Origin of the sequence: Gluconacetobacter aggeris, assembly GCF_014174395.1 — a bacterium.
Taxonomy (GTDB): Bacteria; Pseudomonadota; Alphaproteobacteria; order Acetobacterales; family Acetobacteraceae; genus Gluconacetobacter; species Gluconacetobacter aggeris.
The window spans coordinates 59,550-74,264 of record NZ_JABEQD010000013.1; the positions used below are offsets into that span (position 1 = coordinate 59,550).

Genomic DNA, 14,715 nt, shown 5'->3' on the forward strand with positions numbered 1-14,715 from the left:
TCTGGCGCGTTCCGAAACGACTTCACCTGCGTTGACGGGCAAGGCGACATGCCGAACATGCGCCTTGCATCTGGCCGTCATCATGGGTCAAACGATCCCCCATCGCGTGGCATCGCCTTCGTTGCAGTCGCGCCGTCCGCATCTCAAGGGCTGAATTACGAATCATGCCGTCCATTCCGATCGGTCGCCTGGTGGCGGTCTGTGCCCGCCATGCCGTGCTCACACTGGTGCTGTTCGCGCTGCTGGCCGGGGGAGCGGTTCTGTGCAGCATGAAGCGGCTGGGGGTCACGACCGATACGGGGACGATGTTTTCGTCCACCCTGCCGTGGAAACAGCGGTCGGACGAGCTGGCGCGCCTGTTTCCCCAGAACCAGGACCAGATGGTGGCGGTCATCGACGCCGACCTGCCGGAAGAGGCGCAGGTTACGGCGCGGGAACTGGCCGCACGGCTGCGCCATGACACCAAACATTTCCTGTCGGTGACGATCCCGCAGGACGACCCCTATCTGGTGCGCAACGGGCTGCTGTTCCTGGACCAGAAGAGCCTGGCTTCGGTGCTGGATACGACCGTGACCGCGCAGCCCTTCCTGGGCGGGCTGGCGGCCGACCCGTCGGGGCGCGGCCTGTTCGATGCGCTGTCGCTGATCGCGCTGGGCGTGTCGCAGGGGCAGGCCGACCTGAAGAGTTTCCAGCCGGCGCTGAATGGCTTTGCCAACACGCTGGAACAGGCCGCCGACGGCACCCCCCAGCCTTTGTCGTGGGAGCGGATGCTGGCCGGCAGCCTGGCCGACCTGGCCGGCAAATATGTCTTCGTCGTGACCCGGCCGCGCCTGGATTACGGATCGTTCCAGCCGGGGGGTGAGGCCAGCGACGCGATGCGCCAGGCGATCGCCGGGCTGGAATTCGTGCGCTCGGGCCATGCGCGGGTCCATATCACCGGCGATGTGCAGATCAATGACGAGGAATTCGCCACCGTTGCCCAGGGCATGGTGGCGGGACTTGTGGGGTCGCTGGTACTGGTCACGCTGTGGCTGTTCCTGGCGGTGCGCAGTTGGCGGATCATCGTGCCCATCGTCGTGACGCTGGTCGTGGGGCTGATCCTGACGACCGGTTTCGCCGCCCTGGCGGTCGGGACGCTGAACCTGATCTCGGTGGCCTTCGCAGTGCTGTTCGTGGGTATCGCGGTTGATTTCGCGATCCAGTTCTCGGTGCGATTCCGCGCCCAGCGCCTGCCCTCGGGCCAGATTCCACCGATCCGGACGGCGCTGGAACATACTGGCGAGGAAACCGGCCACCAGATCCTGGTGGCCGCCATGGCGACGATGGCCGGCTTCCTGGCCTTTACGCCCACCGCCTTTGTCGGGGTGGCGCAACTGGGGCTGATCGCCGGTTTCGGCATGCTGATCGCCTTTATCTGCACCGTCACGCTGCTGCCGGCGCTGCTGCTGCTGTTCCATCCGCCGCTCGACCAGCAGGTGGCGGGCTTTGCCTTCGCGCGGCCGGCGGACCGCGCGGTGCGCGTCTATCGCACCCAGATCCTCAGCGTTTTCACCTTTCTGGCGGTGCTGGGGGCGGCCCTGATCCCGGTACTGACCTTCGATGCCGACCCGTTGCATACCAAGGACCCGCATTCCGAAGGAATGCTGACCCTGAAGCTGCTGATGAAGGACCCGCAATCCTCGCCCTATGGCGCGGAGGTTCTGGTGCCCGACCTGAACCAGGCCCAGGCGCTGGCCGACCGCCTGTCGCGCCTGCCGATGGTGGATGATGCGATGTGGCTGGGCACGCTGGTCCCTGCCGACCAGACGCCCAAGCTGGCGATGGTGCAGGATGCGGCGTCGATCCTGCTGCCGACGTTGGTGGTGCCCAACCCGCGCCCGGCGCCGGATGCCGCTGCCCTGCGCGCCTCGGCCGCCAAGGCGGCGCATGATCTGGGCGCCGTGCTGGACCGGCTGGACCCGCACGACCCGCTGCGCCGTATCCAGTCGGCGCTGGATCGGCTGTCGCACGCGCCGGACGAGCGACTGATGGCGGCCAACACCGCGCTGGTCCGCTTCCTGCCCGCGCAGCTCGACCAGTTGCGCCAGATGCTGGGGGCCCATGCCGTGACCCTGGATGACGTGCCGCCGTCCATCCGGCAGGACTATCTGCTGCCCGACGGCCGCGCCATCGTCTCGGTGCATCCCAAGGCGGGCATGGACAGCAATGCCGACCTGCGCCGCTACGTCACCCAAATCACCAGCGTCGCGCCCGATGCCGGCGGCCCGGCGGTGGACGTGGTGGAGAGCGCCGCCACCATGGTCCGGGCCTTCGTCTTCGCCGCGCTGTCGGCTATCGGCATGATCGCGGTGATCCTGCTGGTGGCGCTGCGCCGCGTGCTGGACATGGCCCTGGTGCTGGCGCCGCTGCTGCTGTCGGCACTGATGACGGTGATCCTGATCATCATGGTGCCGGAACAGCTCAATTTCGCGAACATCATCGCCCTGCCGTTGCTGCTGGGCGTGGGTGTGTCGTTCAACATCTATTTCGTCATGAACTGGCGGGCGGGGGTGCGCGCGCCGCTGTCCAGCCCCACGGCGCGGGCGGTGCTGTTCTCGGCCCTGACCACCAGCACCGCCTTCGGCTCGCTGGCGGCGTCGCACCATCCGGGCACCGCCAGCATGGGCAGGCTGCTGCTGCTGTCGCTGGCCTGCACCCTGCTGGCCACGCTGATCTTCGTGCCGGCGCTGCTGCCGAAGCGGGCAATCGACGAGCGGTAGACGGGACGCCGCCCTACGGCCTGGGATTCTTCTCCTTCAGGACCACACATTCCCTTTCGACGATTCCCCGGAAGCCTTCGTCGGTCGATGCCCAGTCCAGCACATCGACCTTCCAAGGCAGGATCGAGTCGGTAAACGCTTCCTCCAGCCTGGCGCGCGTTGCCATGGGCAACGGTTCGTCGCCCATGACCGCCAGATCGAGATCGGAATAGGGCTTGGCCTTTCCGGTCACGCGCGACCCGAAAGCCCGCACCTCCCGTTCGGGCACGATCTCGTCCAATATCCGCATGACCACGGCCCGCTCGGCCGCCGACATGACGGGTTCCACCGTCACGGCGCGCGGTCCTTCAGCATGGCCAGAAGGAATCCCACCTCCTCGCTGAAAGTCGGAATGATCGCCACGACCTGCTTTGCAGACGCCTCGTTGTAAGTGTGGCTGGTCAGGTTCCGCATCTTGCGGAACACGCTCCATTCCGCCCAGGAGCTCTTGAGGAGGCCTGCCTCGTTGGCGGAACGGATCAGGTCCGGAAAACCCATCCGGTCATATTCCTCGGGCGAGGCTGCGTTTTCTTCCAGGAACCGCTTCAGCGCCTTGTGGCTCAATTCATAGGTGAATTCGAAACGCTGAATCAGGCCGTCCCGCAACTGCTCGTCATCTGGATGCGCGACATGCCGCACCCAGCCTTCGTTCAGGCGGGCGAGCGCGCGTTCCAGGGGGAACAGATACAGCATCAGGCGTCCTTGACCGGCTTGTGCGGCAGTTGCACGTCACGGCCGGTCAGCATCATGTTCCAGTAAAGCTGCGGGAACAGTTTGGTCTTGAGGAACCAGGCGAAGCGGCTGGGCTTGCGCTGGTCGTAATGGAAGCTGGGGGCCGGCACGCCGCCATAGAGGAATTCCGCCAGCACCACCCGCCCGTAGGACACGGTCAGCGGGCAGGCGCCATAGCCGTCATACGCCCCCGCCAGCGGGCGGCCGTCGAGCGAGGCCAGCAGGTTCTCGACCACCACCGGCGCCTGGGCGCGGGCGGCGGCGGCCGTCTTGGCGTTGCTGGTGCCGATGACGTCGCCCAGGCCGAACACGGTGTCGAAACGGACATGACGCAGGGTGGTGGCATCGACATCCAGCCAGCCGGCTTCGTTGACCAACGGGCTGGACTTGATGAAATCCGGCGCGCTCTGCGGCGGGGTGACATGCAGCATGTCGAAGCTGCGCGTGACCATGCTGCTGCTGCCGTCGGGTGCGGTGACGGCGAAGGTTGCCACGCGCTTCGGCCCGTCGACCGCCACCAGATTATGCTTGAGATGCAGGTCGATGCCGTAATAATCGATGGCATCCTGCAGCGACGGCACGAAATATTTCACGCCGAACAGCGCATCGCCCGCCACATCGAATTCCACCTTCATGCGGCTCAGCACGCCCTCGCGCCGCCAGTGGTCGGAGGCCAGATAGGCGATCTTCTGCGGTGCGCCGGCGCATTTGATGGGCATGGGAGGCTGGGTGAACAGCGCCGTCCCGCCCTTGAGCGACTGGATGCAGGCCCAGGTATATTCGACCGTGTCGCGCGAATAATTGCTGCACACGCCGTTGCGGCCCAGCGTGTCCACCAGGCCGTCGATCTTGCCCCAATCCAGTTGCAGGCCGGGACAGACCACCAGGCGGCGATAACCGATACGCCGGCCGTCGGTCAGGGTGACGATATTCTCTTCCGGAGTGAAGGAGGCGACGGCCGCCCGCAGCCAGCGTACCCCCTTGGGGATCAGCCCGCCTTCCTGCCGCAGCGTGTCCTTGAGGGCCATGACGCCGGCCCCCACCAATGTCCATCCGGGCTGGTAGGCATGGGTGGTGGCGGGGTCGATGACCGCGACCGACAGGTTGGGCCGCGCACGGCGCAGGCGCGCGGCGACGGTCAGGCCCGCCGCCCCGCCGCCGACGATGACGACGGTGAAGCGGTCGCTGTCCGGAATATCCGTCTGGGTCGGGGCCATGGATGTCTCCTTACGCTGGTGTCCGTACGGAGGCCGATCCTAGTCTCTTGCCTGCGACGTGCGTAGGCGAATTTCGGAGGTCAGCCGGGCGGCTGGCAGGATCATTCCTTGTCCTTGAACCAGACTTCGACCGGGCCCTGGAGCTTGATCGTCATCGGGTTGCCGCGCCGGTCCGTCGTCCGGCCGACGGCCAGCCGCACCCAGCCCTCGCTGATGCAATATTCCTCGACATTCGTTTTCTCGACCCCCTTGAAGCGCACGCCGATCCCGCGCTCCAGCAGGGCGGCATTGTGGAACGGGCTTTCGGTATTGGCGGACAGGCGATCGGGGGGCGTATCACTCATCGGAGGGACCTCATGCGGAGTGGTTTACAGGCGCTGAGACAGCGGAGGTGACATAGCGGGTCGCGGCCGCCAATCCAACCGCCGGCGCGTGTCTGCCATGTCTCTGCGCGGCGTCACGTGTGCCGAATGCAATGGACATGCGGCGCGGAAACCGTGACATACGGTCCCCTTGCCATTCGGGTTCACGGCGCATTCCCCATGTCGTTTTCCAGTTCCTCCTCCACCCTTGCCTATCGCCATCGCATTCCCGTCGGTTCGCTGCCCGCGTGGCTGGTGATCCTGCTGGGGTTGGTGACGGCGATCGGACCGCTGGCGACCGACATGTACCTGCCGGCCTTTCCGGCGGTGGACAGCGAACTGGGCGGTGGGCCCGGATCGGCGCAGATCACGCTGGCGGCGTGGTTCGCGGGGTTGGCGATCGGGCAGTTCTCGCAGGGGCCGCTGTCGGACCGGCTGGGGCGGCGCGTGCCGCTGCTGGGCGGACTGACGCTGTTCAGCATCGCCTCGGCCGGCTGCGCGCTGTCGGCGGATTATCACATGTTCTGCATCTGGCGCTTTCTGGCGGCGCTGGGCGGATCGGCCGGCGTCGTGGTGCCGCGCGCGATCGTGCGCGATATCGCGACCGGCGCCCAGGGGGCGCGGATCATGGCCCAACTGACCCTGGTGTTCGGCCTGATGCCGATCCTGGCGCCCAGCCTGGGCAGCCTGGTACTGTCGGTCGGCCACTGGCGCTGGATCTTCTGGTTCGCGACCCTCTATGGCGTGCTGGGCGTGGTGGCCATTGCCTGGACCCTGCCGGACACATTGCCCCGCGAGCGGCGCATCGCGCTGTCGGTCACGACCGTGCTGTGGCGCTATGTGGGCATCGCGCGGGAGCCGATGTTCCTCTCGGCGGCGCTGCTGCTGGGGTTCTCGGCCTTTGTGATGTTTGCCTACCTGGCCAGCGCGCCGATCCTGTTCGAACAGATCCTGTCCTTCACCCCGCAGCAATTCGGCCTGTTCTTCGGCATGAATGCCGCGCTGTTCATCGCCGGCGCCCAGATCAACGGCCGGCTGGTCCACCGGATCGCGCCGCATATGCTGATGCAGCGCGGTGTGGTGGCGATCACGCTGTCGGGGGGGCTGTTCCTGATCCTGTCCATTGCCGGCCTTACCGGACCGCGCCACCCGTTTCTGGTCTGCGCCATGATCGGGCTGATCACCGGCTCGCTGGGCTTCGTCAACCCGAATGCCACGGTGCTGGCCTTTACCCGGCATGGCCACCATGCCGGCAGCGCCTCGGCGCTGCTGGGCACCCTGCAATTCACCATCGGATCGCTGAGCGGGGTGCTGTTGGGCTATCTGCCGCTGGGCAGCACCGTGCCGGTGGCCGTCACGATGGCGGGAGGCATTGCCGGCATGCTGGCCTGCATGCTGTGGCACCAGCGGCACGCCGCCGCCGCGGAGTGACCGGCGCATTTGAAGCGGAGAGCGATATATTGCATTGCACAATTTCCTTGACTCGGGCCGTCCTCACGATCATGAGATAGAGTCGAAGCAGTACTGGTACGCGCTTCATGGACGTTTCCTCCCTAAACTACGGCGGCGCGCTTCGGTGCGCCGTTTTTTTTGGCGGTGCTTGCTCTGCCCTTCCTTTGACGCGCCGGCCCTGCCGCGCTACGGCAGAAGACATGATGGATCGATCCGCCCATGTTGTCCGGCCGGCCGGCCGGTTGCGCCACGCGTGAACGCCGTGCTCGATTTCATCGCGGCGCTGGGGCGTGCCGCCTTGAACCTGGTCCGGACCGCCGGCGCCCTGACCCTGTTCGGCCTGACGGCCCTGTCGCATCTGGTCCGACCGCCCTTCTACTGGCGGATCTTCTTTGGCGCGCTGATCGAGATCGGCTTCTTCTCGCTGCCGGTGGTGGCGCTGACGGCGCTGTTTTCGGGCGGGGTGATCGCGCTGCAATCCTATACCGGCTTCGCCCAGTATCATGCCCAGGGCGCGATCGCCGGCATCGTCGTGCTGGCCGTTACCCGTGAACTGGGACCGGTGATGGCCGGGCTGATGGTGGCCGGACGGGTGGGGGCGGCGATGGCCGCCGAAATCGGCACCATGCGCGTGACCGACCAGATCGATGCCCTGACGACCCTGTCGACCAACCCGATGAAATATCTGGTCACGCCCCGGCTGCTGGCCGGCACGATCGCCCTGCCCTGCCTGGTGCTGGTGGCGGACATGCTGGGTGTGATGGGCGGTTTCATCGTCTCGGTCGTCAAGCTCGATTTCTCGGCGCCGGCCTATATTGCCGCGACATTCGCGGCGGTGAAGACGATCGATGTCACCGTGGGGCTGGCCAAGGCGGCGGTGTTCGGCTTCCTGATCACGCTGATGGGCTGCTATCATGGCTATACCAGCCGTGGCGGCGCGCAGGGCGTTGGGTCGGCCACCACCGCCGCCGTCGTGGCGGCGTCGATCCTGCTGCTGGCATCCGATTACCTCCTGACCGACGTGTTCTTCTCGCAATGACCCAATCCACGCCCAAGATCCGCATTCGCGGCCTGTGCAAGGCATTCGGGCCCAAGATCGTTCTCGACGGGATCGACCTCGACGTCATGCCCGGGACCTCGATGGTGATCATCGGCGGGTCGGGCAGCGGCAAGTCGGTCCTGCTGCGCTGCATCCTGGGCCTGATCCCGGCCGATGCCGGCACGATCGAGATCGACGGCGTGGACGTGCTGACGCTGCCGCCCCGGCGGCGCGAGGAAGTGATCGAGACGATCGGCATGCTGTTCCAGAACGGGGCGCTGTTCGACAGTCTCAGCGTCTGGGAGAATGTCGCCTTCGGCCTGCTGGCGGCCGGCCGGCGGCATGGCAGGCGCCCCAGCCGCGCCGAGGCCCGCGCCACCGCCGGCCGGGTGCTGGAACAGGTGGGGCTGGACCCGTCGGTCGGCGCACTGTCGCCGGCCGAACTCTCGGGCGGTATGCAGAAGCGCGTGGGCCTGGCCCGGGCCATTGCCGGCCAGCCCGATATCCTGTTCTTCGACGAGCCGACCACCGGGCTGGACCCAATCATGGGTGCTGTGATCGACGGGCTGATCGTCGATTGCGTGCGCAAGCTGGGATCGACCGCGATCGCGATCACGCACGACATGGCATCCGCCCAGCGCATCGGCGACCAGGCGGCCATGCTCTACAAGGGCAAGCTGATCTGGCAGGGGCCGGCGGCGTCGCTGCTGAACAGCGGCAACCCCATGGTGGACCAGTTTACCCATGGGCGGCGTGAAGGGCCGATCAGCATGGAGCTGCGGCGGTGAAGCGTTCTTCTTTTTCTGAAGAAAAAGAAGCAAAAAGACTTTTATCCGTTCAGGGACATCGTATGTCCCCAGCACGAGGCTGCTGAACGAATCAGAGTTTTTTTGGTTCTTTTTTGCAAAAAAGAACAGACTTTCCTTCCTTCCGGAGTCACCGTGGCCCGCCGTCCTTCCGCCCATTATGTCTGCCAGTCCTGCGGCGCCGTCTTTCCCAAATGGGCCGGGCGGTGCGAAAGCTGCGGCGCGTGGAACAGCATTGTCGAGGAAGCGGTGGAGCCTGCCGCCACCGGGGGTGCCGCGCCGCGTCGCGCCCGTGGGACCAAGGTGGCGTTCGTCAGCCTGGCCGGCACTGCCGAGCCGCCGCCGCGCATCGGCACGCGCATGGCCGAGCTGGACCGCGTGCTGGGCGGGGGGCTGGTGCCGGCCTCGGTCGTGCTGGTGGGCGGTGATCCGGGGATCGGCAAATCGACCCTGCTGTTGCAGGCGGCCTGTGCGCTGGCGGCCGCCGGCCGGCGGGTAAAATATATTTCGGGCGAAGAAGCGGTAGACCAGATCCGCCTGCGCGCGCGCCGGCTGGGGCTGGATGCGCCGGGGCTGGAGATTGCCGCCGCGATCAACGTGACCGACATTGCCGGCACGCTGGAAAGCGAACCCGACGTGGCGCTGGTCGTCATCGATTCGATCCAGACCATGTGGCTGGAATCGGTCGAGAGCGCGCCCGGCACGGTCAGCCAGGTGCGCGCCACCGCGTTCGAGCTGATCCGGCTGGCCAAGCAGCGGGGATTCAGCCTGATCCTGGTCGGGCATGTGACCAAGGAAGGCGCCCTGGCCGGCCCGCGCGTGCTGGAGCACATGGTCGACGCGGTGATGTATTTCGAGGGCGATCGGGGCCACCAGTTCCGCATTCTGCGCGCGGCGAAGAACCGGTTCGGCGCGACGGACGAGATCGGCGTCTTCGCCATGACCGACCAGGGGCTGGTCGAGGTGCCGAACCCTTCCGCGCTGTTCCTGGCCGAACGGCGGGGGAATATCGCGGGGTCGGCGGTGTTTGCCGGGATCGAGGGCACGCGGCCGGTGCTGCTGGAGGTGCAGGCCCTGCTGTCGCCCAAATCGGGCGATTCCGCGCCGCGCCGCGCGGTGGTGGGTTGGGATACGTCGCGCCTGAACATGCTGCTGGCGGTGCTGGAAGCGCGGTGCGGGATGAAGCTGCACGGCATGGACGTGCATCTGAACATCGCGGGCGGCCTGCGCGTGCTGGAACCGGCGGCCGATCTGGCCGTGGCGGCGGCGCTGGTTTCGGCCGCCACCGGCAAGCCGACCCATGCCGGCGCCGTCTATTTCGGCGAGATCGGGCTGTCGGGCGAAATCCGGCAGGTGGCGCAGGTCGATGCGCGGCTGAAGGAAGCACAGAAGCTGGGATTCGATGCCGCCTTCCTGCCCCGACGCATCGCGCGCGGCAATACGCGGCTGGTCGCACCCGAAGGGCTGCACCTGAATGAAATCGGCCATCTGGGCGATCTGGTGGCCCTGTTTGGCGGCACGGACGGCGAGGAAGCATGAGCGCCGACGGCCTGGTGATGCTGGCCGAACCTGCCCGCCTGGAACGGGACGTACGCAAGAGCCTGTTCCTGGCGCAGGCCGCGCCGGTCACGACACCGGCCGAAGCCCTGGCCTTTGTCCGCGCCGTGTCGGACCTGGATGCCACCCATAATTGCTGGGCCTATCGTATCGGGCAGGATTATCGCAGCGACGATGATGGCGAGCCCGGCGGCACGGCCGGCCGGCCGATCCTGCAGGTGATCGACGGGCAGGGTTTCGACAACACCATCGTGGTGGTCACGCGCTGGTTCGGCGGCATCAAGCTGGGTGCGGGCGGGCTGGTCCGCGCCTATGGCGGCACGGCGGCGGAATGCCTGCGCCTGGCGCCGCGCGTGCCGATCGTGCGGCGCACACGCCTGGTCTTTCATTGCGGCTTCAGCGATCTGGCACTTTTGCAGGCGCGCCTGCCATCGCTGGATGCGGTGGTGGAGGAAGAGGCGTTCGACGCGGAGGGCGCCAGGCTGGTGATTGCGGTGCCCGAAGGGGAAAGGGACAATGCAATCGCCCGGATTGCCGATCTGACGCGGGGGCAGTCGGTTCCGCGGGCGGTGGAGTGAAGGCCGTTTTGGGCCATTGCGTGTCCCCGGCACAAAACTGCCGAACGAATCAGAGTTTTTTGGTTCTTTTTTGCAAAAAAGAACGAAAGTTCTCCGGGTCCATCCGGGCAAAGGTCACGAGATTGCCCAGCAGGACCAGCCCAACCCCCAGCGTCATGCCCGATGTCCACTGCGTGCCTTCGAACAGGATCGAGATCAGCAGGGCCACGACGGGAGACAGGATGGTGGTGTAGGCCGCGCGATCGGCGCCGATGCGGTGGACCAGATGCAGATAGGCCAGGAAGGCGACGACCGATCCGGGCAGGGCGAGATAGAGCAGGGCCGCGATCCAGGCCGGCTCGGTCGAGCCGGCCAGCGATTCCCCGCGGATGACCTGGGAAAGCCCCAGAACCACGCACCCCCAGAGCATGCCGCGAAAGACCGCATTGGGCAGGTCCACCCCCGCCATCGCCACACGGCGCGACAGGATATTGCCGCAGGAGAACAGGAAGGTCCCTGTCAGCGCCAGGGCCGCGCCGGTTTGCGAAATGCCGCCCACGCCGCCCAGCCCGGTCAGGCATGCGACGCCGCCGATGGCGATACAGCCGCCAGCAAGGCTGCGGGCGCTGGGACGCAGGCGGAAGAACAGCCACTGGTTCAAGGTGTTGAACAGGGTTGCCACACTGAAGATCACCGAAACGGTGCCACTGGCCAGATATGTCTCGGACGCGTAGATCGCCAGGAAATTGCATGAAAACATGCACGCCCCCATCGGGGCCAGCCACAGATGCGTCCGCCATGCGACCGGGCGCAGCCGGCCGGACAGGAAGAGCCACGCGCCCATCGCCGCCGAAGCGATGAGGAACCGCCAGAAGATCGCCGTCCCCGGGACGGTAACGCCGACCTGCACATGGATGGCGAACCAGGTCGTACCCCAGATCACCACGACACATAAAAACAGCAAGCCCAGCATGCGGTTCCCTCTCCCCGAAAAAGGGCATTCTATCGGGCCGCCACCCTCGCCGCGTGGGGGCGACTGTCAGAATCCTGCGCTTTCCTGCATCCCGGCATGGCGCGCGGGCGCCGATCGCGGTCTATTGTCGGGAAGGCGGCTCCGACCGTCCGCTCCGCTCACCTTCCGCCACAACCCTGCCTGCCCATCCATCATGACCGCCCTGGCCGACCTGACGATTGTCCGCACCCTGCATGCGACCGGCGCGATCCTGCGTTCGGCGGCCCATGTCGGCCAGGGACTGGCCGTCGCGGTCTGGGATCGCGACGAGGTCGCCCAGACCCGGTACGACACGCCCAACCACCATACGCTGAGCCTGTATCTGGAACATGGCGAAGGGTTTCGGAAACGTCTGGGCAATAGCTGGAAATGCAGCAACGGCGCGGGCGACCTGTGCCTGATGCCCGCGCGCTCGACCAGCGACTGGGATGTATCCGGGCCGATCCGGATGTTCCATCTCTATATCGCCCCGCAGGCCTTCGATCGCGCGACGGTCGAACTGTTCGGCATGGACCCCGCCCGCGTCACGCTGCGTGACGACGCCTATTTCCGCGATGCCAGGATCGAGGCGCGGGTGCGCGCGACGATCCTGTCACGCCATTGGACCCAGCCTGCGGACAGGGTGGCGGTCACACAGGCCGGGACGGACCTGATGACCTATCTGCTGGCGCACATGACCGACCGCAGGCCGGACATGCCGCGCCGGGGCGGGCTGTCGCAGGCGGCGTCCCGCCGGGTCCGGGCCCTGATCGATGCGCGGATGGACCAGCCGCTCTGCCTGGACGATCTGGCGGACGCGGCAGGACTCAGCAGCTTTCACTTCGCGCGGGGCTTCCGCCAGACGCATGGCGAAACGCCGCATCATTTCCTGACCCGCCTGCGTATCGAACGCGCCCAACATCTGTTGCGCCAAGGCGCACCGCTGGCGCGGATCGCCGAATTATGCGGATTCAGCAGCCACAGCCACCTGACGGCCCGTTTCCGCGCCGTGACCGGGCTGACGCCCAGCGATTACCTGCGCCATTGCGGCCTGCGGCCGGAACCCGCCGAGGACGCCCCAAGGTGATCGTGCCGGAGCGCGTTGGAAAGACGCGCAGTCAGTGCGACCGATTGGGCTGATTGATCTTTTCGAGAAACGGTCCGATCTCGTCCGCCGGACAGGGCCGGCTGATCAGGTAACCCTGGATTTCGGAACAATTGACCCCCTTGAGGTAATCGAACTGTTCCTGCGTCTCGACGCCCTCGGCCGTGGCGACGACATTCAGGCTTCCGCACAGGCTGGTAATCGCCCGGACGATCGCCGCGCCGTCGCTGTCGCCCTTATGCAGGTCGCTGATGAAACTGCGGTCGATCTTGATCCGCGTGAAGGGCAGGCTGTGCAGGAAGCTGAGCGACGAATAGCCGGTTCCGAAATCGTCCAGCGCGATCTGTATCCCCTGCTCGCGCAGGCGATTCAGAACGCAGGCGGCCCGTGGTACGTCGTCGATCATCGCGGTTTCGGTGATTTCGAGCTCAAGGCGCGATGGCGGATAGCCCGCGCGTTGCAGTGCCGTTTCCACATTGTCGACCAGGCCGTCATGACGGAACTGAGCCGCCGATACGTTGACCGAGACCATGATATTGTCCGGCCAGTTCATCGCCTGACGGCATGCCGTCTCCAGCGTCCAGGCGCCGATTTCGTGCATCAGGCCCATCCGCTCGGCCACCGGGATGAACTCGTTGGGAGGGATGAGGCCCTGTTGCGGATGCCGCCAGCGGATCAGGGCTTCGACCCCGACGATGCGCCCGCTGCGGACATTGAGGAACGGCTGGTAGAATAATACGAATTCTTCTTTCGCCAGCGCGTGGTGCAGGTCGCGTTCCAGGTCCATGCGCCGCTGGCGCAGCGTGTCGAGTTCCGGATCGTAGAAACAGATCCCGTCATCGCTGCCGCCCTTGGCGCAATGGAGCGCGACATCGGCCTTTGCCATCAGCGTGTCGCGGTCGTCACCATCGGTCGGGAAACGCACGACCCCGATCGCGACCCCCACCGTCACCTCATGCTTGAGGACCGACATGGGACGGGAGAGGACACTGCGCAGCATCCGGGCGAACCGGCGGATCGCCTGATCTCCCTGTTCCGAACGAAAGATCAGCGCGAATTTGTTGCCCCTTATATGGGCGGCGATATCACCGACCCCCACCGTGCGCCGGACCCGCAACGCAGTGATCCGCAGCAATTCGTCGCCCGCCGCGTGGCCCATCGAATCATTGACGCGCTTGAAGCCGAACAGGTCGAAATAGAGCATCGCAAACGGTTCGGATGCCCGTTCGCACAGCGCGCCCAGTTGCAGGCGCAGCCCCTGGAGATTGGCCAGGCCCGTCAGGTCGTCATGCTGTTCCAGGAAGCGCGCGCGATTTTCCAGCCGCCGGAGATCGGTGACGTCCCGGCACAGCAACAGGAACCGCCCGTCCAGCAGCCCGATCCAGGACAGGGCCAATGTGCGGCCCAGCCGCAGGATTTCGGTCGACCAGCCTTCGGGCACGATGGGCCGTGCCGCCTCTGCCATGGTCCATTCCGCACGGCAGAGCACGGCCAGGATCGTTCGGACGGGCCCGCCCGGCTCCAGCATATCCTCCGCCAGACCGACCAGCGCACCGAAGCGTGCATTGTAATATGACAGGCATTGATTGGCATCGAACAGCGCGACGCCATCCGGCAGCGCGTCCAGTGTCGCCGGCAGGTACGACTCCGCCTGGGCCACAGCGCCCGGATCGTCCCGCGAGATCGCGACCGTCACCGGCACATCGGACTCTGCCGCCGTGCCGGACAGGGCGTGGCGGCGGACGCGGACACACAGATGCAGGCCATCCTGGCGGATGAACAGCCCCGCATGACCACCAGGCGCATGCGCGTCGGAGGACGGAGCGCGAGGGGTGACGAGGAACAGGTCGGCAAAGGGGCTGCCGATGACATCGTCGGCCGCGTGGCCGGTCAGCCGCTCGGCGTCCCGCGTCCAGCCCGTGACGCGCTCCGCCGGGTCCAGAAGGCAGACGAAATGCTCAGACATGGGTGCATATCCCCAGAGCGGGGACCGCGACATCATGGCCTGTCACCCGATTCAGATCTCTGTCGAGAAACAATTAAAAAAACCCAAATCGTACGTGCATGCCCCAATGCCTTCCGCACCGTGTCGCGGCAAT

General features: G+C 66.3%; 13 protein-coding genes. 7 read left to right on the top strand and 6 right to left on the bottom strand.

Annotated elements, in window-relative coordinates; all coding sequences use genetic code 11:
• Positions 1 to 164 precede the first annotated feature (164 nt).
• Entirely contained in the window at positions 165 to 2,759 is a 2,595-nt protein-coding gene (locus HLH36_RS15760; RefSeq protein ID WP_182987288.1) for an MMPL family transporter, read from the top strand.
• Between the two features lie 13 nt (positions 2,760 to 2,772).
• On the opposite strand, the gene HLH36_RS15765 is transcribed toward HLH36_RS15760, so the two are convergent.
• The 4 genes from HLH36_RS15765 to HLH36_RS15780 form a co-directional block, all read right to left on the bottom strand.
• The gene (locus HLH36_RS15765) at positions 2,773 to 3,093 is read right to left on the bottom strand and encodes a nucleotidyltransferase family protein (protein ID WP_338030475.1); all 321 of its coding nucleotides are present in this window, start codon (positions 3,091 to 3,093) and stop codon (positions 2,773 to 2,775) included.
• Positions 3,090 to 3,491, bottom strand: coding sequence for a nucleotidyltransferase substrate binding protein (locus HLH36_RS15770; RefSeq protein WP_182987289.1), 402 nt, complete (start codon positions 3,489 to 3,491; stop codon positions 3,090 to 3,092). The genes HLH36_RS15765 and HLH36_RS15770 overlap by 4 nt, the downstream gene beginning before the upstream one ends.
• Entirely contained in the window at positions 3,491 to 4,747 is a 1,257-nt protein-coding gene (locus HLH36_RS15775) for an NAD(P)/FAD-dependent oxidoreductase (RefSeq protein WP_182987290.1), read from the bottom strand. The genes HLH36_RS15770 and HLH36_RS15775 overlap by 1 nt, the downstream gene beginning before the upstream one ends.
• A 101-nt stretch (positions 4,748 to 4,848) precedes the next feature.
• Positions 4,849 to 5,091, bottom strand: coding sequence for a DUF3297 family protein (locus tag HLH36_RS15780; protein WP_182966232.1), 243 nt, complete (start codon positions 5,089 to 5,091; stop codon positions 4,849 to 4,851).
• A gap of 198 nt (positions 5,092 to 5,289) precedes the next feature.
• Between HLH36_RS15780 and HLH36_RS15785 the strand changes: the two genes are divergently transcribed.
• The 5 genes from HLH36_RS15785 to HLH36_RS15805 all read left to right on the top strand — a co-directional run bounded on the left by HLH36_RS15785 (position 5,290) and on the right by HLH36_RS15805 (position 10,541).
• Positions 5,290 to 6,540 (top strand): multidrug effflux MFS transporter, encoded by a 1,251-nt coding sequence (locus HLH36_RS15785; protein ID WP_182987291.1) that lies wholly within the window; start codon positions 5,290 to 5,292, stop codon positions 6,538 to 6,540.
• Positions 6,541 to 6,814: 274 nt separating this feature from the next.
• Complete coding sequence (locus HLH36_RS15790; protein WP_182966236.1) at positions 6,815 to 7,600, top strand: MlaE family lipid ABC transporter permease subunit; 786 nt, start codon at positions 6,815 to 6,817, stop codon at positions 7,598 to 7,600.
• Positions 7,597 to 8,388 (top strand): ABC transporter ATP-binding protein, encoded by a 792-nt coding sequence (locus tag HLH36_RS15795; protein ID WP_182987292.1) that lies wholly within the window; start codon positions 7,597 to 7,599, stop codon positions 8,386 to 8,388. Before HLH36_RS15790 ends, HLH36_RS15795 begins: the two co-directional genes overlap by 4 nt.
• A 153-nt stretch (positions 8,389 to 8,541) precedes the next feature.
• On the top strand, positions 8,542 to 9,945 hold the full coding sequence (gene radA, locus HLH36_RS15800; protein WP_182987293.1) for a DNA repair protein RadA: 1,404 nt from the start codon (positions 8,542 to 8,544) through the stop codon (positions 9,943 to 9,945).
• Positions 9,942 to 10,541: an IMPACT family protein gene (locus HLH36_RS15805; protein ID WP_246376942.1), complete on the top strand. Its 600-nt coding sequence runs from the start codon at positions 9,942 to 9,944 to the stop codon at positions 10,539 to 10,541. The genes radA and HLH36_RS15805 overlap by 4 nt, the downstream gene beginning before the upstream one ends.
• A 49-nt stretch (positions 10,542 to 10,590) precedes the next feature.
• Here HLH36_RS15805 and HLH36_RS15810 read toward each other — a convergent pair whose 3' ends face one another.
• Positions 10,591 to 11,493 (bottom strand): DMT family transporter, encoded by a 903-nt coding sequence (locus HLH36_RS15810; protein WP_182987294.1) that lies wholly within the window; start codon positions 11,491 to 11,493, stop codon positions 10,591 to 10,593.
• A gap of 193 nt (positions 11,494 to 11,686) precedes the next feature.
• On the opposite strand from HLH36_RS15810, the gene HLH36_RS15815 reads away from it, so the two are divergent.
• On the top strand, positions 11,687 to 12,598 hold the full coding sequence (locus tag HLH36_RS15815) for a helix-turn-helix domain-containing protein (RefSeq protein WP_182987295.1): 912 nt from the start codon (positions 11,687 to 11,689) through the stop codon (positions 12,596 to 12,598).
• Between the two features lie 31 nt (positions 12,599 to 12,629).
• Here HLH36_RS15815 and HLH36_RS15820 read toward each other — a convergent pair whose 3' ends face one another.
• A complete protein-coding gene (locus HLH36_RS15820; protein WP_246376944.1) occupies positions 12,630 to 14,582 on the bottom strand; it encodes a putative bifunctional diguanylate cyclase/phosphodiesterase in 1,953 nt (650 codons plus the stop codon).
• Between the last annotated feature and the right edge of the window lie 133 nt (positions 14,583 to 14,715).

Excerpts from the sequence above, each read along its gene's own strand:
- HLH36_RS15760 (WP_182987288.1), top strand. The coding sequence starts at position 165 with ATGCCGTCCATTCCGATCGGTCGCCTGGTGGCGGTCTGTGCCCGCCAT.
- HLH36_RS15770 (WP_182987289.1), bottom strand. The coding sequence starts at position 3,491 with ATGCTGTATCTGTTCCCCCTGGAACGCGCGCTCGCCCGCCTGAACGAA.
- HLH36_RS15775 (WP_182987290.1), bottom strand. The coding sequence starts at position 4,747 with ATGGCCCCGACCCAGACGGATATTCCGGACAGCGACCGCTTCACCGTC.
- HLH36_RS15780 (WP_182966232.1), bottom strand. The coding sequence starts at position 5,091 with ATGAGTGATACGCCCCCCGATCGCCTGTCCGCCAATACCGAAAGCCCG.
- HLH36_RS15785 (WP_182987291.1), top strand. The coding sequence starts at position 5,290 with ATGTCGTTTTCCAGTTCCTCCTCCACCCTTGCCTATCGCCATCGCATT.
- HLH36_RS15795 (WP_182987292.1), top strand. The coding sequence starts at position 7,597 with ATGACCCAATCCACGCCCAAGATCCGCATTCGCGGCCTGTGCAAGGCA.
- HLH36_RS15805 (WP_246376942.1), top strand. The coding sequence starts at position 9,942 with ATGAGCGCCGACGGCCTGGTGATGCTGGCCGAACCTGCCCGCCTGGAA.
- HLH36_RS15810 (WP_182987294.1), bottom strand. The coding sequence starts at position 11,493 with ATGCTGGGCTTGCTGTTTTTATGTGTCGTGGTGATCTGGGGTACGACC.
- HLH36_RS15815 (WP_182987295.1), top strand. The coding sequence starts at position 11,687 with ATGACCGCCCTGGCCGACCTGACGATTGTCCGCACCCTGCATGCGACC.
- HLH36_RS15820 (WP_246376944.1), bottom strand. The coding sequence starts at position 14,582 with ATGTCTGAGCATTTCGTCTGCCTTCTGGACCCGGCGGAGCGCGTCACG.